Below are 17,301 nucleotides of genomic sequence, written 5' to 3' on the forward strand. Positions count from 1 at the left end.
GAACTGGCATAGGGAATGTGGTGTCCTGCACAGTGTGAAAGTCATCGGTATGCACTGGCTGTCGCCTTGGGTTAGACTTGAGCGCACTGGCGGATAGCGTGCGCCCGGCGGCTGGAGGCCGCAACAGCATTGCCCGAGAAACCGCTGATGGCGTTGGACCAAGGTCAAGCGCGAATCCATAAACGCAATACGGACAAAGAGACAACATCCATGAATAAATACCCTTTGGCTGCAGCAATTGCCCTTGGCCTGGCGCTGACCGGCTGTAACGAACAGGGATCCAAGCAGGAAAAAGAAGTTACCCTGGATACCCAGGAGAAGAAGGTCAGCTATATCATTGCTGAAGATATGGCCAAGCGTCTTCAAGCCCAGGACGTGAAGCTGGACCCTCAGGTGGTGTTGATGGCACTCAATGATGTTGCCAGTGACCATGAATCGCGTCTGACAGACGAAGATAAGCAACAGACCATTGCTGCTTTCCAGGAGCAGATGCAGAAGAAGCAGCAGGAAATGCTGGCCAAGCAGGAACAGGAGTTTAAGGAAACTGCTGATAAAAACCTGACTGAAGGAAAGGCGTTCCTCGAAGAGAATGCGAAAAAGGAAGGTGTGATTACCACTGATTCAGGCCTGCAGTACAAAGTGATTACTGAAGGTTCCGGCAGCAAGCCTTCCGCCAGCAGCACTGTTGAAGTCGACTACAAAGGTACCCTGATTAACGGTGAGGAGTTTGACAGCTCCTACGCCCGTGGTGAGCCGGTACAGTTTCCGGTAAACGGCGTTATCAAAGGTTGGACTGAAGCCCTGCAACTAATGAAGGAAGGTTCCAAGTGGGAACTTTATATTCCTTCTGAATTGGCATATGGCCCCGGTGGTGCCGGTGGCAAAATCGGCCCGAACGCGACCCTGATTTTTGAAGTGGAGTTGCACAAGGCCAATGTTGGCGGTGAAGAAGAGACCAAGAAAAAAGAAGAAGAAAAGAAGGAAGAGCCAAAGTCTGAATAATCTGACTTTTTAGACTTTACTGAAAAAGGGTGCCTAAAGGGCGCCCTTTTTTATTTTTTGGTAGGAAGCTTTTGAGCGCTAGTAAACCGCTTTCGAATAACCAATAGAAAATTGTAAATACATTTAGTTTCACAGTAACAGGAGTTAAATTGCGAACTATAAGAGCGGTTTTTTATTGCTGCTTTCAGACAATCTGGTTTTTATGTGCGGTATGCAGCAGGGCGATCATCTTGTCTTCGGAGCTAAATCGAGTTTCCAACGCCTCCCCGAGTTCGGATAGATCCGGGGCCAGGCTGGAGAGATCATCTGTCTCTAAGTACTTATCATTGAAATCGACGGCGATGTCTGTCGTTGTATCGATATCTTTGTACAGCTCACAGGCTTTTTTAAGTCCCGACTTGTCGTCGAATGCCTGGCCCTCTCGCATTAATTGCTCATAGACTTCAAAGTGACCTGCCGAGACATAATCCACCAACAGCTGGCACAACTGGCGCACACGATCCTCAGTTTCAGGGTCGTCTTCACTGAACTCTTTTTTTCAGAGAGATGATAGAAGCTCACCAGCAAATTTTGCCGCGACTGTAACCAGCGGTCGATTATTTCGCTTACACCACCCCAGCGCTCCCGCGCCGATTTGCAATTTTCCAGCATCTCCAATATGTCCCTTTGTTACTGTTGCCGCAGTGGCCAGCTTTATTGCCGATGTCGAAGACTTTATGGAAGATAGGAGATTCCCCGCCGGCAGCAAGATAGAGGGAGTAAACTACGCCAAAATACTGTGACAGATGTGCGAATTCGATTATGGGGAATTGAAAGCTGTTCAGCTACTGATAATCAGCGGCAGGACCAGTGCAGTCAGCGCGCCGCAGAGTCCCATGGCAAGGGCAGAGCAGGCGCCACAAAGGGCACTGATTTCGAAAGCGCGAGCGGTGCCTACGGCATGGGCGTTTATACCTAGAACCACCCCGAGGATACGCTTATCGCGAATACCAAGCAGAGTTAGTAACGGTGGTCCGGCCAGGGCACCAACCACTCCAGTGAGGACTACGATGCCCGCGGTGAGGCTCAATGCTGCGTGGATTTTTTCGGCCAAAGCCAGGGCAATCGGGGTAGTGACAGATTTGCCGCTGAGAGCCAGTAATACGGATTCCCCGGCGCCAAATAAAAGGGCGATTATGATAGCGACAACCGGTGCCAGGACTGCCCCTACGGCAATCGTTACCAGCAGTGGCCAGCCGGCCCGGCGAATCACTGCCAGGTTCTGTTTCAGTGGCACTGCCAGGGCCACTACTGCTGGACCGAGTAGTGCGTAGAGCAGTGTACTGGAGTGCTGATAATCGCTGTAGGGAACATTCAAGGTATGGAGCAGCGCCGCTACTATCAGGCTGGCGGTCACTATTGGGTGCAATAGTACTGTACCGCTGCGGCGGTAAAAGTACACGCCGATACAGAAAGCCACCAGACTCAGCGGTAAGGCAAACAGAGAGCTGTGCAGCCAGTTAGCCACTACCATTTACTACCGGCCTTGTTTAATAGCCTCTGCAGTAGCATGGCGCACAGGACTAGGCTGATTAGGGTGCCGATTACAACCGCAGCGATCAGCGCAAGCCAGTCTGCGGGGGCAAGGTCACGTAGAAAAAAGACGCCCACTGCAGCGGGCAGGAAAAGTAGTGGCAACAGGAAGAGCAGCTGGGCACTGATTTGGGCGAGGCCACGTGGTACGCCTCCATTCACCATCAACCCAAATAGTAGCAGTAGCATACCTACCACCGCGCCGGGAACAGGAAGTGCGAGCATTGTGCTGGCAAGTGTGCCGAGGCGTTCACAACCAAACAGAATGGCGGTGCCAATCAGCCAGTGAAATATGTTGCTCAGGGCGGGTGGAGTCATTTTGGAGTGCGGCCCGGTGGAGCCGCCATTTTTTATCAAGCTTTGCGGAATGCCTGCCAGGCACCGAATAGGACCAGGCCGCCAAAGCCGATCGCGGACCAGCCGGGAATACTCAGGCCCATCATTGTCCACTGGACTTCTGCACAGTTACCGTCACCACTCAAAAGTGCCTTGAGAACATCGGCCATGGGAAAAACTTCCAGCATGTAACTCACGCTGGGACCACAGGCGGGCACCTGGTCTTCGGGTAGGCTCTGCAACCATAACTGGCGGCCGGCAAAGTAAAGTCCGCCCAGGGCCCAGATGGATACCAGCAGACCGTAGACGCGCCTGCCTATGGTGGCCGGGTTGTGCAGGAAGGCAATCAGGGAAACCACTCCCACACCGAGCAGCATTACCCTTTGGGTAATACAGAGCTTGCAGGGCTCCAGGCCGCGAACGTATTCCAAGTAGAACGCAGAGCCCAGCAGGAAGGCAACCATTAGGAAAACAATCAGAAAAGTGATGCGTGGGTTGGGTAAGGTCATGATTTATCAGATCCTGAATAATGCTGCCGAAACCGGGAGGCTTCGAGATTCAAGTCGGTCAGTAGTTTATTGAAATTGTGTTCCAGCTTTTCCCGCCCGGCGATCAGCTCGGGCAGCATTTCCTGTAGGGCCACCGGGCGGCGCAAGCGCTGCCCAACCCGCTCCAAAGTGAGGGCTACCACTTGCTCTTCGCGGTAGCTCTGCAGCAGTTTAAACTGCTCAGCACGCGCCATAAACGCTTTGGCTTGCGGCGGAATATACGCGCTGTCGCTGCGAAAGTCTCTCCAGCATTCGGTACAGAACTCTTCCAGGTTCTGTGGGTGCCATGTGTGCCAATTTTGTGCCAGTAGGTGATCGAACCAAATATCCAGCGCAATACCGGCATAGCGGCGCCACCTGGGGTCCAAGCTTGCCAGGGCGTCGCGGTAGGCGGTATGTTCATCCGTACTCGCATCAATCCGCCGGTGCAACTTGATGCCGGCCTCAATGGCTGCGGGCCTTTCGCCAACCAGTGGCCCTTTGACAAAGTCACCCAGGAGTCCACCCAGGCGCCAGCGCGCTTCGGGGCCGGACAGCAACAGGTGTGCGAGGTAGTTCATACTATCGATCCGTTCGAGCCCGCACACCCGGTCAGACGCCGGTGGCCGACTAGTCCTGACAACAAATATATTGTGCGTAGTAGTGGCTGAGGAACTCCTCAAAAGAGCCTTTATCTTCCGCTTCCATCTGCTTTTGCCTGAGCAGCGATTCCTCAGCTTGACGGGAGAAGTCCCGGACTGAGTCGCTGTCGAGAGGGCGCTCGAGAAAGTAGTGTCGATGCTGCTCAGCTTTTTCCATGGCCCATTGGTAGAAGCTCAGTTTCTGCGCATCCATTTCGGCTAAGATCTGCTGCGCAGGAGTGGGGATTTCCCCTTCACTTTTGCACGCTGAACGCCAACGGCACAGCGGTACTGGTCGCCACCCCAAGCACTGTCGAGCAGCTCAGCAACGGAGTTCATCTCCCCCAAAAGCTGAGAAGCCCAGTCTTCGAGTTTGCGCTCGCCATTGCCGGAGCGCAGCAACAGGCCTGGCTCGTTGCCGCGATAGACAATGCGCTGCTGGTTTTCCTGGGTAGCGCGATAATCGGTATCGTTGGTTTTGGGGCTTTCGGTGAGCAGGCAGTGAAGCAGGAAGCTGTCGAGGAAACGCATCTGCTGGGCATCAATACCCAGTGGCATAAATGGGTTTAGGTCGAGGCAGCGGACCTCGACATACTCGACCCCGCGATTGTTCAGAGCAGCCAGGGCTGTCTCACCGCGCTTGGCCGGATTTTTGGGCCTAATGGGCGAATAGAATTCATTTTCGATCTGCAGTATGCCGGTAGACAGCTGTTGGTAATTCTCATCGCCATCTTTCACTCCCATCTCCTGATAGGGGCCGTAGGGACGACTGATGGCAGAACATAATGTTGAGAGGTAGCTGCGCAGGTTGTTGTAGCAAACGATCAGGGATTGCTGCACATCACTGTTGTAGCCCAGGTCGCCCATACGCAGTGAGGTGGCATGGGGGACGTGTAAAGTATGGCTATCGCCGTTAAACGCCTCAAGCTTGTGTTCACGCCCTTCCACAAAAGACGAGCACACAGCTGGCGCTGCGCCAAACAGATAAATCAACAGCCAGTAATTGCGGCGGAAATTACGGATCAAATCAAAGTAGCGACGGGTCTTGAATTCACTCAAGGACTCGCTGCTGCCCTCGAGCTCGTGCAACCACAGCCAGAAATCATCGGGCAGAGAAAAGTTGTAATGGATACCGGCGATTGTCTGCATGGCGCGGCCGTAGCGTAGGCCAAGACCGAGCCGATAAATAGTTTTCATGGCACCGCTATGGGAATTGCCGTAACGGGCTACCGGGATATCATTATCGGTACCGATTACACAGGGCATGCTGTTGACCCACAGGCGCTCATCGCCGATCTGGCTATAGGTGTAGCGGTGGATACGGTCGAGTATCCGCAACGCCTCCTCGGGGGTGGCTACCGGCGGTGTGATAAATTCCAGCAGCGCCTCGGAAAAATCGGTAGTGATACTCTCGTGGGTGAGGGCTGAGCCCAGTGTTTGCGCATGGGGGTTGCCGCCAAGGTACCGTCACTGGCAACCCGCAAGCTCTCTTTCTCGAGTCCACGGCGTATGCCCTTGAGTAATTGCACAGGTTTGGCCTGAGACAGGGCGGCCAGATGGGGAATAGGCACTCGAATCTCCTTGGTACTACCGGAACTTTCTCTTGCGTCGCTGGATAGAGCGACTGGTGCCGGTTCAGTGAGAGTTACCGCTCAAGCGGCTGACTCTGATTCCGATGTTTTCTCGCTGGGATGAGCGGGCGTTTCTTCTGGGGGTTGCTCAGGTACAACCTCGGGAGCCGGTTCCGGGGATACCTCCGGCTCTGCCTGGGGCTCCAGCTCAGGAGGTTCCTGCGCTGGCATTTCCTCTGGCGTGTTCGGCTCAATTTCCGGGTCACCCTGCAGAGTAGAAATGTCGGCAAGGGCCTCTTCTGGTACTAGCGGTTGTCCCTTGTTATTCAGCTCACATTGCAGCAATTCGATGCGCAGGCTGACATCACGTGTGTTGGCTTCGAACATCTGATTGATGGCGACGTCTTTGTGTTCGCTGCGAAACAGTTTATTGGGCTCACGGCCATCCAGCCATTCACCACTTTTGCTCAGGAACTGCTGGTGCTGATTGGCCAGCACATACACATGACTCATTATGTTGGGCAACTTTGATGCTGTGACAGAAAGGCAGTTTAGCGACGGGTGCTGTATGGCTCAAGGAGTCCGTGAGAGCGAACGCGGCAAACGCCCGCTCCCACGGGGTGAGGTGGGGATGGCTATACAGATTTCAGCGGGTAGTGCTCGGGGTAAGGCAGGCGAGCACAGCCACTATCCACTGCCGCGCGGGCTACTGCAGCAGCGACCTCGGGCAGCAGGCGCGGGTCTGTGGGCTTGGGCAAAATATAGTTGTAGCCAAAGCTTAGTTCTATACCACCGTAGCCTTCACGAACTGAGTCGGGAACGGGCAGGTGGGCAATTTTGCGGATGGCTTCGATTGCCGCGAGTTTCATCTCTTCATTGATCCGTGCCGCACGTACATCCAGAGCGCCGCGGAAAATAAAGGGGAAGCACAGCACATTATTGACCTGATTTGGATAGTCCGAACGCCCGGTAGCCATAATCAGGTCTTCGCGCACACTGTGGGCCAGCTCCGGCTTGATTTCCGGGTTGGGGTTGGAGCAGGCAAAGACTACCGGCCTGGGTGCCATTCGTTGCAGCTGCTCGGCAGATAGCAGGTCTGGTCCGGATACGCCGAGGAACACATCCGCGTCGGCTATGGCATCGTCGAGGGTGCGCATATCGGTATCCCGTGCCCACTCGCCTTTGTAGGCGTTGATATCGGTGCGCCCGGAGTGGATTACCCCACGGCTGTCGAGCATGGTGATTTGCTCTTTGCGCGCACCGGCAGCCAACATTAGCTTGCAGCAGGCGGTAGCAGCTGCGCCAGCGCCCAGGCATACCATGCGCACTTCGCTGATTTTTTTACCCTGGATTTCCAGTGCATTGAGCATTCCCGCTACGGTCACAATAGCTGTGCCGTGTTGGTCGTCGTGGAATACCGGTACCGGGCAGCGCTCTATCAGTGCCTCTTCAATATGGAAGCACTCCGGCGCCTTTATATCCTCAAGGTTGATGCCGCCAAAGGTATTGGCGATAGCGGCAACAGTCTGGATAAATTGCTCCGGGCTATTGACGTCCACCTCGATATCCACCGAATTGATATCGGCGAAGCGCTTGAACAGAAGTGATTTCCCCTCCATAACGGGCTTGGAAGCCAATGGCCCCAGATTGCCGAGGCCGAGAATGGCGCTGCCATTAGAAATAACAGCTACCAAGTTGCCCTTACCAGTGTATTGATAAGCGGCCTCTGGGTCTTTGGCTATCTCGCGTACCGGTTCGGCTACCCCTGGGCTATAGGCCAGGGACAGGTCCTCTTGGGTTTCGGCGGCAGTAGTCAGCTCAACTGAAAGTTTGCCGGGAGTGGGGAGCGCGTGGTAATCGAGCGCTGCCTGGCGCAATGAATCCGTCATTTGGGGGCTATTCTCTCGAAAACTTGGGATAACGCTGCGGTGCTATCCCGGTTACTGCGGGTGCCAGAGAATAACCGAGGGGCACTTGTAGCCACAAGCTTAATGGAAGGCTAAAACTAGTACTTCTTACTATTTTGCCCTTAGTAAGTGGCTAATTTCAGGATGATCAGTTGCTAATGTGTGATTTTGAAGGATAAATTTATCGTCAAAATCGACAACATTAAGCAATTCGAATCGATTTTGCCCGTGGGGCATACCTTTGAGCAGATATAGGTATTAAGGGTAAAAAAAGGCATTGGGGTGGCCCCAATGCCCTCTTCCGAGATGTCAGGCATCCCAATGTTCGGTTTACTTGCCGATGCGGCTGCCGAAACGCTTTTTGAAGCGGTCCACGCGTCCACCGGTAGTAGCCTGCTTTTGCTTGCCAGTGTAGAAGGGGTGGCACTGGGAGCACACATCGATCTGCAGGTCTTTGCCCAGGGTAGAACGGGTTTTGACTACGTTTCCGCAGGAGCAAGTGGCGGTGATGTCGGTGTAGTTAGGATGGATATCTGCTTTCATGATTGCCTCTTTTCGAAACCGCCACTCGATCTGTTGCCGGGCACGGTATCGTCGTTGGAGCAGGAACCGGACCGGTTCCAGGCTGATTAAAAAGTCGGCGCATACTATCAGATTAGCGTCGGGGTTCAAGTCCAAATACCGGGATCTAGCCAGTCACTAAATTGCCATTTATTCAGCCAATGGACTTATCTGGATATCTCGGTATTGCCTCTTTGGGGTGTTGGTAAGCATAGGGCCGGGCCTGGCTTAGGAAGGCTACCCGACCTGGTGGTTACACATTGCCATATAAAAAAGTAATCGGCCTCTGTATCTTGCCGGAGCAGTCAGTACACTAGCGCCTTTTACCGAGGTTCGTGGGGGTGAGGTGGAACAGGCAGTCCAACAGAATGTCATTTTACGCTTGGCGGTACCAGTACCGTTGCGGCGCCTGTTCGACTACCTGCCTCCAGAGGGCCTGGATCCGCAGACATTAATACCAGGGCAGCGGCTGTGGGTGCCCTTTGCCGGGCGCAAACTGGTTGCGGTATTGGTAGACGTTGTGCAGAAGTCATCGTTTGCACATTTAAAGCCCGCCCTGGGGGTGATTGACCAAACGGCGCTGTTTAGTAGAGTCAGTCTGGGATTCCTTTCCTGGATCGCCGATTATTACCAGGCCCCGATTGGTGAAGTGTATGCAGCCGCACTGCCCGCCGCTCTGCGTAAGGGCAAGCCCGCAGACCACTGGGCCGAGCAATGGTTGCAGCTCACTACCGAGGGCAAGGGTTTGCCCGAGTCAGCATTGGCGCGGGCACCAAAACAACAAGCCCTGTTGCAACTGTTGCTCAGTGAGGGAAGGCAAAGCCGTACTCACCTGAAAGCCCTGGGGCATACATCGACGATAGTGCGCGCCTTGCAGGAGCGCGGCCTTGTTAATTGGAGCTCTGGCCCTACCGTTCCACCACCGCTACCGGTAGCAGAACCGGTTCCGGCGCCGCAATTGAGTGAAGAACAGCAAAAGGTATTGGATTCGGTGGATTGCGGCCACTATTCCGCTTCCCTCCTTGAGGGCACTACCGGCAGTGGCAAGACCGAAGTTTACTTGCAATTGATGGAGCGGGTTTTGGCTGAGGGGCGCCAGGCGCTACTCCTGGTTCCAGAAATAGGACTTACCCCTCAGACCCTACGGCGTATAGCTTCGCGTTTCCCCAAGCGCAGCATTGCGGCTCTGCATTCAGGCCTGGCTGAAGGCGAGCGGGCCCAGTCCTGGCTCGCTGCAGTGGCGGGGCAGGCCGATATTGTGATTGGCACCCGCTCGGTGATTATGACGCCAATGCCGAGACTTGGCATAGTGATAGTGGATGAGGAGCACGATGCTTCCTTTAAGCAACAGGATGGTGTGCGCTACTCAGCTCGGGATCTTGCAGTGGTGGTGGCGCGCAATGCCAATGTTCCGGTGCTATTGGGCTCCGCCACGCCCTCCCTGGAAACCCTGCATAACGCGTTGAATGGCCGTTACCAGCATTTGCGCATGCGCCAGCGCGCGGGGGATGCGCGCCCTCCGCAGATCCATGTGGTGCCCACTCTGCGCGAGCCGCTGGAGGAGGGATTTTCCCCCAGGTGCTTCGCCATATAGGGGAAACCCTGGCGCGTGGTGAACAGGTTTTGGTTTTTATTAACCGGCGCGGCTTCGCTCCCGCCCTCACCTGTGATGATTGTGGTTGGTTGGCCGATTGCCCCCACTGCTCCAGCAAGCTCACCATGCATCGGCGCTTGCGTCAGTTGCGTTGCCACCATTGCGATTACCGCTGTTCACTAGTTGATAGTTGCCCCCAGTGCCACAGCCGATCTATCTCCGCCCTGGGTGGGGGTACTGAACGCAGTGAGGAGTTGTTGGCGCGGCGCTTTGCCGAATATCCGGTAATCCGTGTGGATCGGGACACCACGACCAGTAAGCTGGCCTTGGACCGGTTGTTGGCTCCGGCGCGCGATGGAGAGCCCTGTTTGCTCCTGGGTACCCAGATGCTGGCTAAAGGTCACCATTTGCCGCGGGTGACCTTGGTAGTAGTTCAGGATGCGGATGGTGGCCTGTTTAGTGCAGATTTCCGCGCCCCGGAGCGTACTGGTCAGTTGCTGGAGCAGGTGGCTGGACGTGCAGGGCGCGGCAGTCTGAGCGGTCGGGTACTGGTGCAGAGTCGATTTCCTGAACACCCCCTGTTACAGATGTTATTGGAGAAAGGCTACGGTAGCTTTGCGCGCCAATTACTGCGCGATCGCGCGGTGGCGCAGCTGCCCCCTACCAATGCAATGGCTCTCGTGCGGGCGGAGTGCGAAGAGCCCTCCTGGGCTGAGGAGTTCCTGCACAATGCGAGAATGTTTATGCAGTCCCTGGCACCCCCTTCACCGCAGTTACAGTATCTGGGGCCAGTGCCCGCGTTGTTGGAGCGCAAATCCGGGCGTTTCCGTTTTTATATACAGGTTACTGCGCAGAATCGCGCGCAACTGCAGCCTCTTTTGGCGCGCTTATGTGTCTGGGCAGAGGGAAATAAAAACCGTCGTCTGCGCTGGGCGATAGATATGGATGCACAGGAATTGTCGTAAATTTTGCTGGAATTCAATGCCCCCAGCCTAATTGGCGGTACAATTCCCCTGCTGAGCAGATCACCCAGGGAAGAAATCCTCAATGAGCCGTCGCAAAACCAATCGCCGCAGTAAAAGTTCTGCGGGAAAACCCGCCTGGGGTTGGTTCTTCCTGGGAAATATTGTTGGCGGTTTCGCGGTATTTCTGCTTCTGCAATACGGTATTGCTGGGGAGGGTAAAGGCGCTAGCGGTGGCAAACCACAGGCGGCCAAACCGAGGGTTGAGGAGCGCACTCAGCCGCGCTTTGATTTCTACACAATGCTGAAGGAAAACGAGGTTTCCGTACCTCCCCCAAGGTGGCCGAGCCCGCTCGTCGTCAGCAGGATTCCAATACCGGGCAGGGGGCAGTTAGTGAACCCCCACAACAGGTTTACATTCTGCAAGCAGCCTCCTTTCGTGAGGCGGCTGAAGCCGAGCGCCTGCGTGTGCAACTTACCCTGGCCAATCTGGATGTTAAAGTCGAGTCAGCTAGTGATAGTCGCGGAACCTGGCACAGAGTCTTGGTTGGGCCTTTCGACAACCGCTCGCGTATGGCAAAGGCCCGACAGGTACTGGCTGAGCACAGACTGATGCCGCTGGTGCTGAAACGTCCAGCCAACTGATTAATGTGCAGGGCTTTCTGCCCAGCATGGTAGATAAAGCTATTTACTCTCTCACTTTTGGTCAAATTAACGTGGGCGGCTTTGGCTTTGAAGCAAAAAACCACAGTGGATACTGGGTTCCGGGTACAGCAATTGCCCCTTCCTTATTGAAATCGGCGCGTGCCGTCCTCACTTATCTAACCTGAATGAAATTCCCGGCGCGATTGGTAACCACCTTCTGCGCTGAAGCTCACGCGTAATCCGAGAGGTCTCCATTGGAACAGTATCGCGGAACCACCATTTTATCCTGTCGCCGCAACGGCAAAGTTGTGATTGGCGGCGACGGCCAGGTGTCCATGGGTAACACCATTATGAAGGGCAATGCGCGCAAGGTGCGTCGCCTGTATAAGGACAAGGTGATTGCCGGTTTTGCCGGCGGTACCGCCGATGCCTTTACCCTGTTTGAGCGCTTCGAGGCCAAGTTGGAAGCCCATGGTGGGCAATTGACCCGCGCCGCTGTGGAGCTGGCCAAAGACTGGCGTACCGATCGTGCCCTGCGCCGCCTCGAGGCCCTGTTAGCTGTGGCCGACGAGACTGCCAGCCTGATCGTGACCGGCAATGGTGATGTTATTCAGCCGGAAGATGACCTGATCGCCATCGGTTCTGGTGGGCCTTTTGCCCAGTCTGCGGCACGGGCTTTGCTCGACAACACCGATATGGATGCCCGTGCAATTGTTGAGCAGGGCCTGAAAATCGCCGGTGATATCTGTGTTTACACCAACCAGAACCACACCATCGAAGAATTGAATTTTTAAGTGCCTCGCGCTCTTTAGGCGCCATTGGCCGGGCGGTCCCTCAAAGGGAACCGCCGATATGTTTTGCAGGAATTGAATTGATATGTCCCAGATGACCCCCAGAGAAATCGTCCATGAGCTCGACCGCCATATAGTCGGCCAGCAGGACGCCAAACGCGCCGTAGCGATTGCACTGCGCAATCGCTGGCGCCGTATGCAGGTGACCGAGGATTTGCGCGCCGAGATCACCCCGAAAAATATCCTGATGATTGGCCCCACCGGTGTGGGCAAAACTGAAATTGCCCGCCGTCTGGCAAAGTTGGCCAATGCGCCCTTCATTAAGGTAGAAGCAACCAAGTTCACGGAGGTGGGCTATGTTGGCCGCGATGTGGAGTCGATCGTACGCGATCTTGTCGAGATGGCTGTGAAGCAGGAGCGTGAGCTGGCTATGTCCGGTGTGCAGCAGCGTGCTATGGATGCTGCGGAGGAGCGTATCTTAGATGCCTTATTGCCGCCAGCGCGCTCCACTGAGCCCAATGACAAGGATTCCAGTACCCGCCAGTTGTTTCGTAAGAAATTGCGGGAGGGAGAACTCGACGATAAGGAAGTGGAGTTAGATATGGCAGCTGCGCCAGTGGGCGTAGAGATTATGGCGCCTCCAGGTATGGAGGAAATGACTAATCAACTACAGGGCATGTTCTCGAATATGTCCCAGGGCAAGACCCGCAAGCGCAAATTACCGGTTAAGCAGGCCATAAAGCAGCTGACTGATGAAGAGGCGGCCAAGCTGGTTAATGATGAAGATATTAAAACCAGTGCGATTCGTGCCGCCGAACAGAACGGTATTGTCTTTATCGATGAAATCGACAAAGTGGCCAAGCGTCAGGAGAGTGGCGGTGCCGATGTGTCTCGTGAGGGTGTTCAGAGAGATCTACTGCCACTGATTGAGGGCAGTACTGTTAACACCAAGTACGGCATGATCAAGACAGACCATATTTTGTTTATCGCCTCAGGTGCCTTCCATCTGTCCAAGCCATCGGATCTGATCCCAGAGTTGCAGGGCCGACTGCCAATCCGTGTGGAGTTAAGCTCGCTCACTTCGGCAGACTTTGAGCGCATCCTCACTGAGCCATCCGCTTCCCTGACCGAGCAGCAGAGAGCTCTGCTTGCTACAGAGGGCCTGGAGCTGAAATTTACTGAAGACGGAATCCGCCGCATTGCAGAGGTGGCCTACGAGGTGAATGAGCGCACGGAGAATATTGGTGCGCGTCGATTGCACACCGTACTGGAGCGCCTGTTGGAGGAGATTTCCTTCGATGCTGGTGACGGAGACAAAACCCTGAATGTAGATGCTGCCTATGTGGATACCCACCTGGGCGAGCTCAGCCAAAATGAGGACCTTTCGCGTTTTATCCTGTAAATGAAACCGCAAAAAATCCGATTAAATCGCGCAGAGAAAAACTTGCAGCTGGTATTTGCTGATGGCGACTTTACCTTGCCGGCAGAGTATTTGCGCGTCTACTCCCCCAGTGCCGAGGTGCGTGGTCATGGCAACAGTGCCCCGGTTCTGGTGGATGGAAAAATGCACGTGGGTATCGACAAAATAGAGGCGGCTGGTCGCTATGCGCTGAAAATCGATTTTGATGATGGCCACGACACAGGTATTTATACCTGGGAATACCTGCGTGAACTCGCCGAGAAATATAATGCTAACTGGGAGAGCTACCTGCAGCGGTTGCGCGCTGAGGGTAAGGGACGCGATCCTGATGAAAGTGTGGTGAAGTTTATCGGCTAGTACGGGGTGCGCCGTATAGCGGTGCACTTGTCTATTTCCCCACCCATTGAAAATACTGAAAAAACAATAATCTCTCACTGTTTTTTCGCAATTCTGTAATATTGCTGTGGTTGTGTTTTTACAGTCTTAACGCCCATACTAAGCTTTGTGGCGATGAAAGCCAGAAGTTAATCGGCGCGTAATTCTTTTGTCATATTTCCGGACTCTAATGCTCGCCAAATTTACGAGTTCCGGAGGCTCATCGTGGCAAACAAACTTGCCCGCGCGCTTAGCGCCTTTTGTTTAATTCCTCTCGCTTCAGCGGTTTCTGCCGCAAGCCTGCCTGACTACCAAACCAAAAGTGACTGGTATACCGACGCTGCCGATCGTCTGGAAGAGCGTACTGCCCTCTCCAGAGAAGCAAAGACTGCAAAGAACGTCATTCTTTTTGTCGGCGACGGTATGGGTATATCCACGTTGACTGCTGCACGTATTCTTGAGGGTCAACTGCGCGGTGAGAATGGTGAGGAAAATGCCCTTTCTTTTGAGGAGTTTCCCTATTCCGCTCTGATCAAAACATATAACACCAACCAGCAGACCCCGGACTCTGCCGGTACCATGACTGCGATGATGACCGGTGTAAAAACCCGCGCCGGAGTCATTAATATTGAGGAAGATGCATTGCGTGCTGATTGCGTCAGTGCTGAAGGCAAAGAGCTGAATACTTTCCTCGAGTTGATGGAAAATCGTGGCAGATCAACTGGCATCGTCTCAACCGCGCGATTGACTCATGCCACGCCCGCCGCCACTTATTCGCGTAGTCCAGAGCGTGGCTGGGAGTACGAAGCTGAAGGAAATTGTGTGGATATCGCCACGCAAATGATTGAACTGGAATATGGGGATGGCATCGACGTGATGCTCGGTGGCGGCCGTCGCAGTTTTACAACGACCGATACAGGTGGCAAGCGTGAAGACGGGCGCGATCTTACCAATGAGTGGCTACAGCGCTATGAAGGTGAACAGAATGCTGAATATGTGCAGACTGGAGCTGAACTGGCGAGCGTGGATCTCGCCTCTACAGACAAGCTGTTGGGGCTCTTCACAAGCAGCCATATGAGTTACGATGCGGACCGTATTGCTAAGGAGAGCGACGAGCCGAGTATCGCCGAGATGACCGGTACTGCTATTGAACTCCTGCAGAAAGATAGCGATGGCTATTTCCTGATGGTGGAGTCTGGTCGAATCGACCACGGCCATCACGCAGGTAATGCTTACAACGCATTGCACGATGCGATTGCCTTTGCGGATGCGGTACAAGCTGCACTGGATAAGGTGGATCTTGAGGACACCCTGATCCTGGTGACTGCGGACCACAGCCATGTGATGACCATTGCCGGTTATCCAACCCGTGGTAACCCCATTCTCGGCAAGGTGGTTGAGAATGACAGTAGCGGCGCAGCCAAGGCGGAACTGGAAACCGCATCGGACGACTTGCCTTTTACCACGCTGACCTATGCCAATGGTCTGGGCTTTGCCGACCTGGGTGAGAATACCGATGCGGATGAACGTTATGGCATAGCTGCTGATACCGGCCGTAAAGATCTCTCTGGCGTAGACACCGAGGCACCGGGTTTTCATCAGGAGGCTCTAGTTCACCTGGGATCAGAGAGTCACGCGGGTGAAGATATCAGCCTGCATGCCATTGGTGCTGGAGCCAAGTTGGTACAGGGTAGCCTGGAGCAAAGTGCGCTTTTCCATGTGATGACTGCTGCGACTGACCTGTCGTTGACAGAAGAATAATTGGGGTAATTCACCATGAGACATTTTAAAAAGACCCTGCTGGCTTTCTCCGTAGCCCTGCTGGCCGCTGGTTGCAGTGATGACAAGTCCAGCTCGAATCCGGTTGAACTGCCAGAGCCAGAAGATGTGTTGAACCTTCCCCAGGGGCAGCTCGATAGCGACTGGTTCAAAGAGGGCCAAGAGGCTGTAGAGGCGGCGCAGGCACAGGCAATTAATAATACTCCTGGCGCAGCAAAGAATATCATCCTGTTTGTCGGCGATGGCATGGGTATTTCTACAGTGACTGCAGCGCGTATCCTCGCCGGTCAACAGCAGGGCCTCGCCGGTGAGGAGCACCAGCTGAGCTTTGAAAAAATGCCTTTTGCTGGTTTGGTGAAAACTTACAATACCAACCAGCAAACTCCGGACTCCGCTGGCACTATGACGGCTCTAGTTACCGGGGTTAAAACCAAGGCCGGCGTATTAAGTGTTGCCGAAGATGTAGCGCGCGGCGATTGTGCCGCCAGTCTGGAGCGTCCTCTTACCACTGCCATTGAGCTGGCAGAGGATCTGGGCAAAAGCACCGGTATTATCAGTACCGCGAGAATTACCCACGCTACTCCGGCAGCCACCTATGCCAAGGTGCCTGAGCGTGGCTGGGAAGCGTCTGCTCCTGATGGTTGCACTGATATTGCCGCGCAGCTGGTTGAGCTGGAGGCTGGTGATGGTATCGACGTGGTAATGGGAGGGGGCCGCCGTAACTTCTTGCCCAGTGACGTCACAGATATCGAGGGGGAAGCCGGGCGTCGAGAAGACGGGCGCAACTTGGTGGATGAGTGGAAGACACGTTACAACGACGGTGTGAATAATATTGCTTACGTAGAAGACACCACAGGCTTTAATGCTGTAGACAGCGCTGCAACCGACAAGTTACTGGGTTTGTTCAACTCTTCCCACATGGAGTATGAAGCTGTTCGTGAGGAAGATACTGCGGGTGAGCCCTCCCTCACTGAGATGACATCTAAAGGTCTCGAACTCCTGCAGAAAAACGACAAGGGATATTTCCTTATGGTAGAGTCCGGTCGTATTGACCATGGCCATCATGCTGGCAACGCCCACCGCGCACTGACCGATGCTGTGGAATTTGCAGAGGCTATCCAGTATGCAATGGATAACACCAGTGCAGAAGATACTCTAATAGTCGTTACTGCGGACCACAGCCATGTGATGACGATTGCCGGTTATCCCACCCGCGGCAACCCGATTCTTGGCAAGGTGATTGGTAATGACAGCAGTGGTGAGGCTAAAACCTCTCCTTCATTAGCTGAAGATGGCCTGCCCTACACAACCTTGACCTATGCCAATGGCCCGGGTTACAGCTCCAATGATGACGGTAGCCGGCATGATCTCACAAGCACTGACACTGTCGCACTTGATTACCAGCAGGATGCACTGGTGCCCATGAGCAGCGAGTCTCACGCTGGAGAGGATGTAGGCGTATGGGCTCGCGGGCCGGGTGCACACTTGGTGAGTGGTACCAATGAGCAGAACTACCTATTCCACGTTATGGCACGCTCAGGTGGTTTATTGGAGCAGGACGCCGAATAAATTCGGAGGTTATTTGTTTCAATGCAATGGCGCAGGTATTTCCCTGCGC

General features: G+C 54.4%; 19 protein-coding genes and 1 pseudogene. 9 read left to right on the plus strand and 11 right to left on the minus strand.

Features of this window, described 5'->3' with window-relative positions:
• Positions 1-210: 210 nt before the first annotated feature.
• On the plus strand, positions 211-1,002 hold the full coding sequence (gene bamJ / locus P3339_RS00495) for a BamJ family beta-barrel-assembly machinery protein (protein WP_282952098.1): 792 nt from the start codon (positions 211-213) through the stop codon (positions 1,000-1,002).
• 184 nt (positions 1,003-1,186) lie between these two features.
• On the opposite strand, the gene P3339_RS00500 is transcribed toward bamJ, so the two are convergent.
• From P3339_RS00500 to rpmE, 11 genes and pseudogenes are all read right to left on the minus strand, one after another.
• Positions 1,187-1,498, minus strand: a complete 312-nt coding sequence (locus tag P3339_RS00500) for an Rsd/AlgQ family anti-sigma factor (protein ID WP_353056870.1) — start codon at positions 1,496-1,498, stop codon at positions 1,187-1,189.
• The gene (locus P3339_RS23245; RefSeq protein WP_353056950.1) at positions 1,429-1,653 is read right to left on the minus strand and encodes an Rsd/AlgQ family anti-sigma factor; all 225 of its coding nucleotides are present in this window, start codon (positions 1,651-1,653) and stop codon (positions 1,429-1,431) included. The genes P3339_RS00500 and P3339_RS23245 overlap by 70 nt, the downstream gene beginning before the upstream one ends.
• A gap of 169 nt (positions 1,654-1,822) precedes the next feature.
• Positions 1,823-2,515: an LrgB family protein gene (locus P3339_RS00505; RefSeq protein WP_282952099.1), complete on the minus strand. Its 693-nt coding sequence runs from the start codon at positions 2,513-2,515 to the stop codon at positions 1,823-1,825.
• The gene (locus P3339_RS00510; protein WP_282952100.1) at positions 2,509-2,892 is read right to left on the minus strand and encodes a CidA/LrgA family protein; all 384 of its coding nucleotides are present in this window, start codon (positions 2,890-2,892) and stop codon (positions 2,509-2,511) included. Before P3339_RS00510 ends, P3339_RS00505 begins: the two co-directional genes overlap by 7 nt.
• 35 nt (positions 2,893-2,927) lie before the next feature.
• Complete coding sequence (locus tag P3339_RS00515; RefSeq protein WP_020414005.1) at positions 2,928-3,419, minus strand: disulfide bond formation protein B; 492 nt, start codon at positions 3,417-3,419, stop codon at positions 2,928-2,930.
• Complete coding sequence (locus P3339_RS00520; RefSeq protein WP_020414006.1) at positions 3,416-4,018, minus strand: acyl carrier protein phosphodiesterase; 603 nt, start codon at positions 4,016-4,018, stop codon at positions 3,416-3,418. The genes P3339_RS00515 and P3339_RS00520 overlap by 4 nt, the downstream gene beginning before the upstream one ends.
• 49 nt (positions 4,019-4,067) lie before the next feature.
• Positions 4,068-4,292, minus strand: a complete 225-nt coding sequence (locus P3339_RS23250) for a hypothetical protein (protein ID WP_353056871.1) — start codon at positions 4,290-4,292, stop codon at positions 4,068-4,070.
• 5 nt (positions 4,293-4,297) lie between these two features.
• Positions 4,298-5,649, minus strand: a pseudogene (gene gshA, locus P3339_RS00525) (glutamate--cysteine ligase).
• An 81-nt stretch (positions 5,650-5,730) separates the two neighbouring features.
• Entirely contained in the window at positions 5,731-6,162 is a 432-nt protein-coding gene (locus P3339_RS00530) for a hypothetical protein (protein WP_282952101.1), read from the minus strand.
• A 122-nt stretch (positions 6,163-6,284) separates the two neighbouring features.
• On the minus strand, positions 6,285-7,538 hold the full coding sequence (locus P3339_RS00535; protein ID WP_020414009.1) for a malic enzyme-like NAD(P)-binding protein: 1,254 nt from the start codon (positions 7,536-7,538) through the stop codon (positions 6,285-6,287).
• 348 nt (positions 7,539-7,886) lie between these two features.
• On the minus strand, positions 7,887-8,099 hold the full coding sequence (rpmE, locus tag P3339_RS00540; RefSeq protein ID WP_083922744.1) for a 50S ribosomal protein L31: 213 nt from the start codon (positions 8,097-8,099) through the stop codon (positions 7,887-7,889).
• Between the two features lie 364 nt (positions 8,100-8,463).
• Between rpmE and priA (P3339_RS00545) the strand changes: the two genes are divergently transcribed.
• The 8 genes from priA (P3339_RS00545) (at position 8,464) to P3339_RS00580 (ending at position 17,252) form a co-directional block, all read left to right on the plus strand.
• Positions 8,464-9,711 carry a replication restart helicase PriA gene (priA, locus tag P3339_RS00545; protein ID WP_282952102.1) on the plus strand — a complete coding sequence of 416 codons (1,248 nt, stop codon included), beginning with the start codon at positions 8,464-8,466 and terminating at the stop codon, positions 9,709-9,711.
• On the plus strand, positions 9,696-10,676 hold the full coding sequence (gene priA, locus P3339_RS00550) for a replication restart helicase PriA (RefSeq protein ID WP_282952103.1): 981 nt from the start codon (positions 9,696-9,698) through the stop codon (positions 10,674-10,676). Before priA (P3339_RS00545) ends, priA (P3339_RS00550) begins: the two co-directional genes overlap by 16 nt.
• 336 nt (positions 10,677-11,012) lie before the next feature.
• Positions 11,013-11,318, plus strand: coding sequence for an SPOR domain-containing protein (locus P3339_RS00555; RefSeq protein WP_282952104.1), 306 nt, complete (start codon positions 11,013-11,015; stop codon positions 11,316-11,318).
• A gap of 254 nt (positions 11,319-11,572) precedes the next feature.
• Positions 11,573-12,112, plus strand: a complete 540-nt coding sequence (hslV, locus tag P3339_RS00560) for an ATP-dependent protease subunit HslV (protein WP_020414014.1) — start codon at positions 11,573-11,575, stop codon at positions 12,110-12,112.
• A gap of 82 nt (positions 12,113-12,194) precedes the next feature.
• Positions 12,195-13,511 (plus strand): ATP-dependent protease ATPase subunit HslU, encoded by a 1,317-nt coding sequence (hslU, locus tag P3339_RS00565; RefSeq protein WP_020414015.1) that lies wholly within the window; start codon positions 12,195-12,197, stop codon positions 13,509-13,511.
• Positions 13,512-13,886, plus strand: coding sequence for a gamma-butyrobetaine hydroxylase family protein (locus P3339_RS00570; protein ID WP_020414016.1), 375 nt, complete (start codon positions 13,512-13,514; stop codon positions 13,884-13,886).
• Positions 13,887-14,129: 243 nt separating this feature from the next.
• On the plus strand, positions 14,130-15,665 hold the full coding sequence (locus tag P3339_RS00575; RefSeq protein ID WP_282952105.1) for an alkaline phosphatase: 1,536 nt from the start codon (positions 14,130-14,132) through the stop codon (positions 15,663-15,665).
• Between the two features lie 15 nt (positions 15,666-15,680).
• Entirely contained in the window at positions 15,681-17,252 is a 1,572-nt protein-coding gene (locus P3339_RS00580; RefSeq protein WP_282952106.1) for an alkaline phosphatase, read from the plus strand.
• The last annotated feature ends 49 nt before the right edge of the window (positions 17,253-17,301 follow it).

The organism is Microbulbifer sp. MLAF003, assembly GCF_030012965.1.
GTDB classification, from domain to species: Bacteria; Pseudomonadota; Gammaproteobacteria; order Pseudomonadales; family Cellvibrionaceae; genus Microbulbifer; species Microbulbifer variabilis.